General features: G+C 62.2%; 7 protein-coding genes. 4 read left to right on the forward strand and 3 right to left on the reverse strand.

What is annotated here, in order from left to right; translation table 11 throughout:
- Nucleotides 1-197 precede the first annotated feature (197 nt).
- Both GWE18_RS41435 and GWE18_RS41440 read right to left on the reverse strand, forming a co-directional pair.
- Nucleotides 198-395, reverse strand: coding sequence for a hypothetical protein (locus GWE18_RS41435; RefSeq protein WP_108523268.1), 198 nt, complete (start codon nucleotides 393-395; stop codon nucleotides 198-200).
- A 306-nt stretch (nucleotides 396-701) separates the two neighbouring features.
- A protein-coding gene (locus GWE18_RS41440; RefSeq protein ID WP_275191240.1) for an IS630 family transposase occupies nucleotides 702-1,833 on the reverse strand; the annotation gives its coding sequence in 2 pieces (ribosomal slippage) (nucleotides 702-986 and nucleotides 988-1,833; 1,131 coding nt in all).
- 38 nt (nucleotides 1,834-1,871) lie between these two features.
- On the opposite strand from GWE18_RS41440, the gene GWE18_RS41445 reads away from it, so the two are divergent.
- Together GWE18_RS41445 and GWE18_RS41450 are read left to right on the forward strand one after the other, a co-directional pair.
- On the forward strand, nucleotides 1,872-2,153 hold the full coding sequence (locus GWE18_RS41445) for a helix-turn-helix domain-containing protein (RefSeq protein ID WP_275191241.1): 282 nt from the start codon (nucleotides 1,872-1,874) through the stop codon (nucleotides 2,151-2,153).
- A 393-nt stretch (nucleotides 2,154-2,546) separates the two neighbouring features.
- Nucleotides 2,547-3,611: an IS630 family transposase gene (locus GWE18_RS41450; RefSeq protein WP_275191242.1), complete on the forward strand. Its 1,065-nt coding sequence runs from the start codon at nucleotides 2,547-2,549 to the stop codon at nucleotides 3,609-3,611.
- A 400-nt stretch (nucleotides 3,612-4,011) separates the two neighbouring features.
- Here the strand turns inward: GWE18_RS41450 and GWE18_RS41455 are convergent, their stop codons facing one another.
- Entirely contained in the window at nucleotides 4,012-4,287 is a 276-nt protein-coding gene (locus GWE18_RS41455; protein ID WP_275191243.1) for a Fic family protein, read from the reverse strand.
- A 713-nt stretch (nucleotides 4,288-5,000) separates the two neighbouring features.
- On the opposite strand from GWE18_RS41455, the gene GWE18_RS41460 reads away from it, so the two are divergent.
- Nucleotides 5,001-6,389 carry a pitrilysin family protein gene (locus tag GWE18_RS41460; protein ID WP_275191244.1) on the forward strand — a complete coding sequence of 463 codons (1,389 nt, stop codon included), beginning with the start codon at nucleotides 5,001-5,003 and terminating at the stop codon, nucleotides 6,387-6,389.
- A gap of 50 nt (nucleotides 6,390-6,439) precedes the next feature.
- The gene (locus GWE18_RS41465) at nucleotides 6,440-7,750 is read left to right on the forward strand and encodes a pitrilysin family protein (protein WP_108523274.1); all 1,311 of its coding nucleotides are present in this window, start codon (nucleotides 6,440-6,442) and stop codon (nucleotides 7,748-7,750) included.
- Nucleotides 7,751-8,253 lie beyond the last annotated feature (503 nt).

Here is an 8,253-nt window from a genome sequence, read left to right on the forward strand (position 1 = left end):
CGCTGTGGCGCAGGCGGGTTCTTTAGAAGAATTACAGTCCTACCTGATACTGCTGCGGCCCATCACAACCTCGTTCCACTTGTGCAGTCCTCCAAATCCGAGGACATCGGAGTACCGGTCGAACCGTCCAATCGATTGTTCTGATAGAACAAATGCACACGATGGATACATCCATAATCCAAATTTCCTCTTTCGCGCTACTTCCGCAGCTTCGACGAGAGCGAAAGCCGTTTGGACGCGAGCGTTGTCGCAACATCAAATACCGGTGATATTGCTCGCCGGCCGGGCGAGGCTTGGATCAGGCGGGTCTCGACGCGATCGCCAAGACCGAGCGCAGCAATGGTCGAAGCGCCCAGCAACTTCGCCGCAAGCGCAGTCGGATAGTTGGCGATCACGTCGGCATCGGCGCCGCGGCGCCTACAACTCCTGAAGCGATGCAGAAAGTGCGAGACAGGCGCGTAGATTCCAAGCGAAACCGTACACATTGGTCCGAGAGATGGCCGCAAGCGATTTGGCGGAGGCGAAGCGGGAGGCGGCAAATGACAATCTGCCTTTTGAATTGAAAGGTAGGAGACCTATGTCGCCGCCATTTCCGATCCAGTACGTTGGCGCAGCCTACGTCGGTCACTCGGGGGGACACGGCCTTCTCTCCTGGGAACAGAGATCCGGGCCGATCAACTCTTCATCGGACTAGTGGTTTATCACAGTAATTTTGACTCTTTGGCGATGGTTGGATATGCGCGGCCGAGTTTGGCGCGGGCTTTGTCGGTTGTGAACATCGATTTGATGCGGTCTCGTGCTTTGTTTCGCTGCCGTTGCCATGCTGCGATCTCTTTTCGGAGCCGTTTGGGATCGTCGATGCGGCGGCCGAGACACTGGCGCTGTAGCACGCTGATCTCGCACTCGACCATATTGAGCCAACTGGCGTGCTTCGGGGTGAAGTGGAATTCGAGGCGGCGCAGGATGCGCCGGGCCTCGGCGGGGGGCGAAGGCCTCATACAGCGCCCCAGGCTTGTGGATCGACAAATTGTCCTGCACGACGCGGATGCAGGCGGCGTCGGGATAATGGACGTCGACGAGATCACACATGCAGTGGGCGTAGTCCACGGCGGCGCGGCGGTCTGTTATCTTGACGTTGCGCCAGCCGCGATGCGGATCGAAGGTGACGAAGAGATTGGCGGTGCCGTTGCGGCGATACTCATAATCGTAGCGCTCGCGCTGTCCGGGCCTGGCCGGGATCGGCTGACGCACCTCGCCGATGAGCTGGACGGGGGTCTCGTCGAAGCAGACCAGCGGCCGCTCGGGATCCGGCGCCTCGGAATAGAGATCGAGCACGTCCTCCATGCGGGCGACGTATTCGCCGTCGACATGGGGAATGCACCACATGTCCCTGCGCCATGGCTTGAGGTCGTTCTCGGCCAGCCGGCGACGCACGGTCTGGCCCGACAGGCTGTTGTGATCGGTGAGCTTGACCATCGTGTCGGCCAGCAGCGTCAGCGTCCAGCGTTTGCGGCCGGTGGGCGGCTTGGCGCATGCGGTCGCGACCAGCAGGGCCTCTTCCTTGCCCGTCAGCTTGCGTTCCGCGCCCGGACGCGGCTCCTCGCTCAAGGCCCGCTCCAGATTGCCTTCCACGAAGCGGCGCTTGGTCCGGCCGACGGTGGAGAGGCTGACACTCACGGTCCGGGCAATCTCCTCGTCACGGCGGCCCCGATCGGCCGCCAGCAAAATCTGCGCCTGCTTGAGCTTGCGGGCGGCGTGCTTGCCGCCGCCGAGCATCGCCGTCAGTTCATCGCGCTCGGCTTGGCTCAATTCGACCCGATAACGTACATTCATGCTTTGCCTCCTTGTCGGAGGCCGGGACGAATCCAACGATGAGTCAAAAATCAGGCGCGCGTTTCACCGAGAAGCAGGGGCACTACCTCGCTTTCATCCATACCTATTCGTACATGTTCGGACAGCCGCCCGCCGAAGCCGACATCCAGCGCCATTTCCGCGTCAGCCCGCCGACTGTCCACCAGATGATCGTCACCCTCGAACGGAACGACTTCATCCGACGTCAACCCGGCGTCCCCAGAAGCATCGAGATTCTCTTGCCACCGGAAAACTTGCCCATCCTCAAATGGCTCGGTATCAAAACGTCAAAATCACTATGATGAACCACTAGGAATGCTGAAAAGTGAGTCTCCCCGCACCGCCCGCCGCGCCGCATCATCGAAGCGGTCATGTTTGACCGGCCGATCGGTTCAATGTCGGCGCGCGAGCTTCCATCCTTGTCCGAGGATACGTGGGGTACTCTTCGGGATCGGCTAACGGACGGCGCCCGTGGTAGCCAAGACGGGTTGACGGCCAAGTGCCTGCGCTGCGAAAGCCGCGTTTTTATTCAGATACGAAAGCAAGGCGAGCGCCGGCTACCCTATTTTGTGCTCTATAAGGGCGGGGATCCTAGAGAGCGGTTTTCGGTTGATGTGAATCGGAACAGTAAGGGGGTTCCCAGAGGCGCGCAAATCAGATTCGAGTTGCTTTGACAGCAACGGCGAGGTCGCGCGATGGCGAAGGGATACTCGAAGGACCTCAGGGCGCGGGCGGTTGCGCTTGTCGAAGACGGCGAGAGCAGACGGGAAGCGGCGCGGGTGCTCGGTCTCAGTGCCTCGACCGCAATCCGCTGGATCGAGCGCTGGGCGACAACGGGCAGTGTAGCGGCATTGCCCGGCACGGGCCACAGCCGCTCGCCGCTCGAGGCGCATCGCCAATGGCTGCTTGATCTGGTCGCAGCGGAGCCGGACTTGACGCTCGAAGAGATTCGCGCGCGGCTCAAGTCCGAGAAGCGGCTGAAAACCGGCACGACCTCGGTCTGGCGCTTCTACGAACGCCACGATATCACGTTCAAAAAAACTCTGCACGCCGCCGAACAGGATCGTCCTGATGTCGCTGCAGCGCGTGCCGAGCTGAAGGTCGAGCAATCCAAGCTTGATGCGCCGCGCCTCGTGTTCATCGACGAGACGGCGGTTACGACCAAGATGGTCCGGCATCGCGGCCGCTCACCGCGTGGCGAGCGTCTCGTTGCGAGCGTGCCGCACGGCCACTGGAAGACGCTGACGCTTGTTGCCGCGTTGCGCATCAACGGCCTGACGGCGCCTTATGTCATTGACGGCGCGATGGATGGGCCATCGTTCCTCGCTTATGTTGAGCAGATCCTCGCGCCGATGCTGCGAAAAGGCGATATTGTCTTCATGGATAACCTGCGCACCCACAAGATCGACGGCGTTCGCCAGGCGGTCGAAGCGGTCGGCGCCAAGGTGCGCTATTTGCCGGCCTACTCGCCGGACCTCAATCCGGTTGAAATGGCATTCTCGAAGCTGAAGACGGCGCTGCGCAAGGGTGCCGCGCGCACAAGGAGCGCGAACTGTACGAGCACCTCGCCGCCCATTTCAGGCAGCTTGCCGAGCAAATCGAAAAGGCCATGGCCGAACGGTCTGAGTGAGCGATTAAAAACCGTGCTGTCCGTTTCCTGCCGCCCCGCAAAGGAGAGAAGGCGGCTTGATAAAGCTCCGCAATTCTCGTCACTTCATCCGAAGTCAGTTCAGAAAACTCATTCTCGCGGGCCCGCTTGAGAGTCCGCCTGCATTCTGTTGCAGAAACCCGAAGAGATTGTTTAGCGTTCGTTCCGGCATGTCGACGATATTCTCGACCCCTCGTGCGGAAGGTATCGAAGCTCTGCAAAAATCGGGTTTCCTTCGGAAGATCCTGTTCGACGGTCCTCTGCACGCATTCGTACAGAAACTCGGCGTGTGGCGTCGCGTCGAAGAAGCGGTAAAAGTCGCCCGGTATCGTTCACGACCTTCATGTTGCCTTGTGGCGTCGGCTCCCGATTCAACACACGGAAGCAATCTAATCGAATAGCTTTCCAGCACTTCCTTGTATTCGCTGATCTTGTCGAGAGTGACTGCCGAAACTGGAATGGCGATTCCAGCGGGATTGAAATCCTCGTCGTGCCAGAACATGGTGCATCAGCTATCGGTGAATGCGGCCATTGCCGTCCTCAAAGCGGTAGATAAAGACGAAACCGAAGGCCAGCACGGCGGCGGCGACGACTGGATCAAGCTCATTTTCCGCCGCATGATCGAACGCGATTGGTCCGCGGACCAGGGAGGCGATATCTTCGTGGCGCGCGCTGATATGATCCGGGATCGGTCTTTGCGTCTCGCGGTCGTGGTCGCCGACGAAACCAGCTTCGGTACGGAAGCCGAGCTTCACGAAGCGCTCATCGCCGATCGCGATGCGCTGCACGCGTAGAACCTCTGCCTCATCGAGCGGTCCCCGTCCCGCCTTCCCGATGACCATTCCCCATCGCTGGATACGGTCCTGCGGTGGTCTCTCGCCTTCTATTGACGTAGCTCGACTTTGAGTCTTTGAGGAGAAGAACAGCAGCGGTTCGCGCGAGCAGATCTTTTGGAATCTGGCTCACTACGGCGCGGGCGCGTTCCTTGATATCCTGCGCAACAGACCCACCCGTACTGGCGTCTTGAAAACGAGCGGGCAGAAGTCCGGTGTACCCGGCAGATTGTTGCGGACACGATGCCGTGCCGAATTCTGCCCGGAACTGGCGTACTGGAGCTCGGTGTCAACGGAGATTTAAGTCGGCGCCCCAACAGCCATTCATGGAGAAACCAGATGCGACGTGTGTAGAGTTCTTGAAGGAGACGCCCTCTCGGGCGTGACTATCCGAAAGGTACCGCGTTTACCGTGAGGAAACTTCGGCAGGTAAAAAGGTTTGCCACGAGAGGCGCTGGCGTACCGCGCGGAGACGATCGAACCTAACGTCAATCAGCGATACGTATGGTTTTACAATCTCATCCTCGCGGCCGCGCCTCACATGAGCAAAGCTTAATGCGGGGCGGCGCGTCTCTCTCCGTTTCGTGATGACCGGCACGGACAGTGCCGTGTAGGGTGCCCGTGCTTTCGCGCCCCGACCGCATGTTCGGGCTTCCATAAGGATCATGATGCCCTCACACCGAGCGATTGCCCTTTTCGTTGCCGCACTTGTTTGCACGACCTCGCTGTCAAGCAGCGGCCTCCGCGCCCAGACCACGGTTACCTCCGAACGCCCCGCCAGCTTCACGCTCGACAACGGCCTGCAGGTTGTGGTGATCCCCGATCACCGCACGCCCGTCGTGACGCAGATGATCTGGTACAAGCTCGGCTCCGCCGACGAGACGCCGGGCAAATCCGGGCTCGCGCATTTCCTCGAACATCTGATGTTCAAGGGCACCGCCAAGCACCCGGCCGGCGAGTTCTCGCAGACCGTGCGGCGGGTCGGCGGCAACCAGAACGCCTTCACCTCGGTCGACACCACCGGCTACATCCAGCGCGTGCCGCGCGAGCAGCTTCCTGCCATGATGGAGTTCGAGGCCGACCGCATGACCGGCCTCATCCTCAAGGACGAGAACGTGCTGCCCGAGCGTGACGTCGTGCTGGAAGAATACAACATGCGCGTCGCCAACGAGCCGGACGAGCGGCTGACCGAGCAGATCATGGCCGCGCTCTACCTCAACCATCCCTACGGCCGCCCGGTGATCGGCTGGCACCAGGAGATCGAAAAGCTCGACCGCGAGGATGCGCTCGCGTTCTACAAGCGCTTCTACGCCCCGAACAACGCAATCCTGGTCATCGCCGGCGACGTCGACGTCAAGGACATCCGCCCGCTGGTGGAGAAGAACTTCGGTCCGATCCCGGCGCAGCACGCGATCCCCGAGAAGCGCATCCGGCCGCAGGAGCCGATGCCGGCGGCGCCGCGCACCGTGACGCTGTCGGATCCGCGCGTCGAGCAGCCCGGTCTGCGCCGCTATTATCTGGTGCCGGCGGCCGCGACGGCGGCAACGGGCGAAAGCCCCACGCTCGATGTGCTCGCGCAATTGATGGGCGGCGGCGCCAACTCCTATCTCTACCGCGCGCTGGTGATCGACAGGGGTCTCGCGATCAGCGCCGACGCTGGCTACGATGGCACGGCGCTCGACCCGTCGCAATTCTCGATCTTGGTGACGCCGAAGCCCGGCGTCGAATTTGCGCCGATCGAGGAGGCGATCGACAAGGTGATCGCCGACCTCGCGCAGAATACCGCACGCGCCGAGGACCTCGAGCGGGTCAAGACCCAGCTCATTGCCGAAGCGATCTACGCCCAGGACAATCAGGCGACGCTGGCGCGCTGGTATGGCGGTGCCCTGACCACCGGTCTCAGCATCGACGATATCAGGAGCTGGCCGGACCGCATCCGCGCCGTCACCGCCGAGCAGGTGCGCGACGCCGCGGCCAAATGGCTCGACAAGAAGCGATCGGTGACCGGCTATCTGATCAAGGATACTGCGCCGAAACATAAGGAGAAGCGCTCGTGACCTATTCCCTCACCCGCCGCGCGGCACTGATCGGCGGCGCCTGCGCCGCGATGCTGACGCTGTCATCCGCGCCCTCGCAGGCTGCAGCCAAGATCCAGCGACTGGTGTCGCCTGGCGGCATCGAAGCGTGGTTCGTGCAGGACGCGACCGTGCCCCTGATCGCGATGGAATATGCCTTCAGCGGCGGCGCGAGCCAGGATCCGGCCGGCAAGCCCGGCGTCGGCAATCTGGTCGCCGACCTGCTTGACGAAGGCTCAGGCGATCTCGATTCCAAGACCTACCATGAGCGGCTCGACCGCCGGGCCATCAAGTTGAGCTTCTCCGCGACGCGCGATCACTTCCGCGGCTCGCTTCGCATGCTCAAGGACAACAAGGACGAAGCGTACGACCTGTTGCGGATGGCGCTGACCTCCGCGCGGTTCGAGCCGGCCGATGTCGAACGCATCCGCGCCCAGGTGATCTCCACCCTGCGCCGTGAATCGACCAATCCGTCCTCGCTGGCCGACCGCAAGTTCCTCGAAGTCGCGTTCGGCGATCATCCCTATGGCAGGCCGGCCACCGGCACGCTGGACAGCGTACCGAAGATCGAGATCGCCGACCTGAAGGACTATGCGCGCCGGATCCTCGCCAAGGATACGCTGCGCATCGTCGTGGTCGGCGACGTCGATCCCGATACGCTCGGCAAGCTGCTCGACAAGACCTTCGGCGCGCTGCCGGCCAAGGCTGAACTGACGCCGATCCCCGACGTCGTGGCGGCCAAGCCGCCGCAGCGCGCCTTCATCCCGCTCGACGTGCCGCAGACCGTCGTCACCTTCGGCGGACCCGGCATCAACAGGCACGACCCGGAGTTCATGGCGGCCGGTGTGGTGAACCACATTCTCGGCGGCGGCGGCCTGTCGTCGCGGCTCTTCAAGGAAGTGCGCGAGAAGCGCGGGCTGGCCTATTCGATCCATGAAGCGCTGCTCTGGATGGATCACTCCGCGCTGTTCATCGGCAACACCGGCACCCGCGCCGATCGCGCCGGCGAGACCGTCGATGCGGTCGAGAAGGAAATCCGCCGCATCGCCGAGGAGGGCCCGACGCAGCAGGAGCTCGACGAGGCGAAGTCCTACCTCAAGGGCTCGCAGATGCTGGCGCTCGACACCTCCTCCAAGCTGGCGCAGGCGTTGTTGCAGTATCAGCTCGACAAGCTGCCGATCGACTTTATCGAGAAGCGCAACGCCATCGTCGACGCGGTGACGCTTGATGACACCAGGCGGGTCGCGAAGAAGCTCTGGGGCGACGGCCTGCTCACCGTAATGGTCGGCCGCGCCCCGCAGGCGGCCGCCCAGCCGCCAGCGGCGACCCCGAAGTCGAACTGACGCTTTCTAGGCGCACCTCCGTTGCGGCTTATCCCTGTCCCTACCCCCTCCCCCGCGAGGGGCCGCAAGGGGGGACCTGAACGGGGGTGCTCACCTAACAGCGCGTCGCAGATGACTCCGAAGTCATTGGGATCAGTAAGGGGCGCATTGGCGGACGGACTCCCTACGGGCTCCCTCCCCCCTTCGCTGACGGGATCCCCGAAAGTGATTGATCGAGAGGGAGGAGCCTCGCAGCTCCGCCCACCGGGTCACCGGAGGCGGTCGCCCGCCCCCGGTTCTCACAGAACGTGGCGTGCGGATTTCCCGCACCACGCTCTTCGGCAGTTGGTTCACAGCTTTCACTGCTATCTGTTCAAGTTTCGTTACAATCGATTGAACGGTTCGACCGGTACTCCGATGTCCTCGGATTTGGAGGACTGCACAAGTGGAACGAGGTTGTGATGGGCCGCAGCAGTATCAGGTAGGACTGTAATTCTTCTAAAGAACCCGCCTGCGCCACAGCG

This window comes from Bradyrhizobium sp. CSA112 (assembly GCF_029051645.1).
Taxonomy (GTDB): domain Bacteria; phylum Pseudomonadota; class Alphaproteobacteria; order Rhizobiales; family Xanthobacteraceae; genus Bradyrhizobium.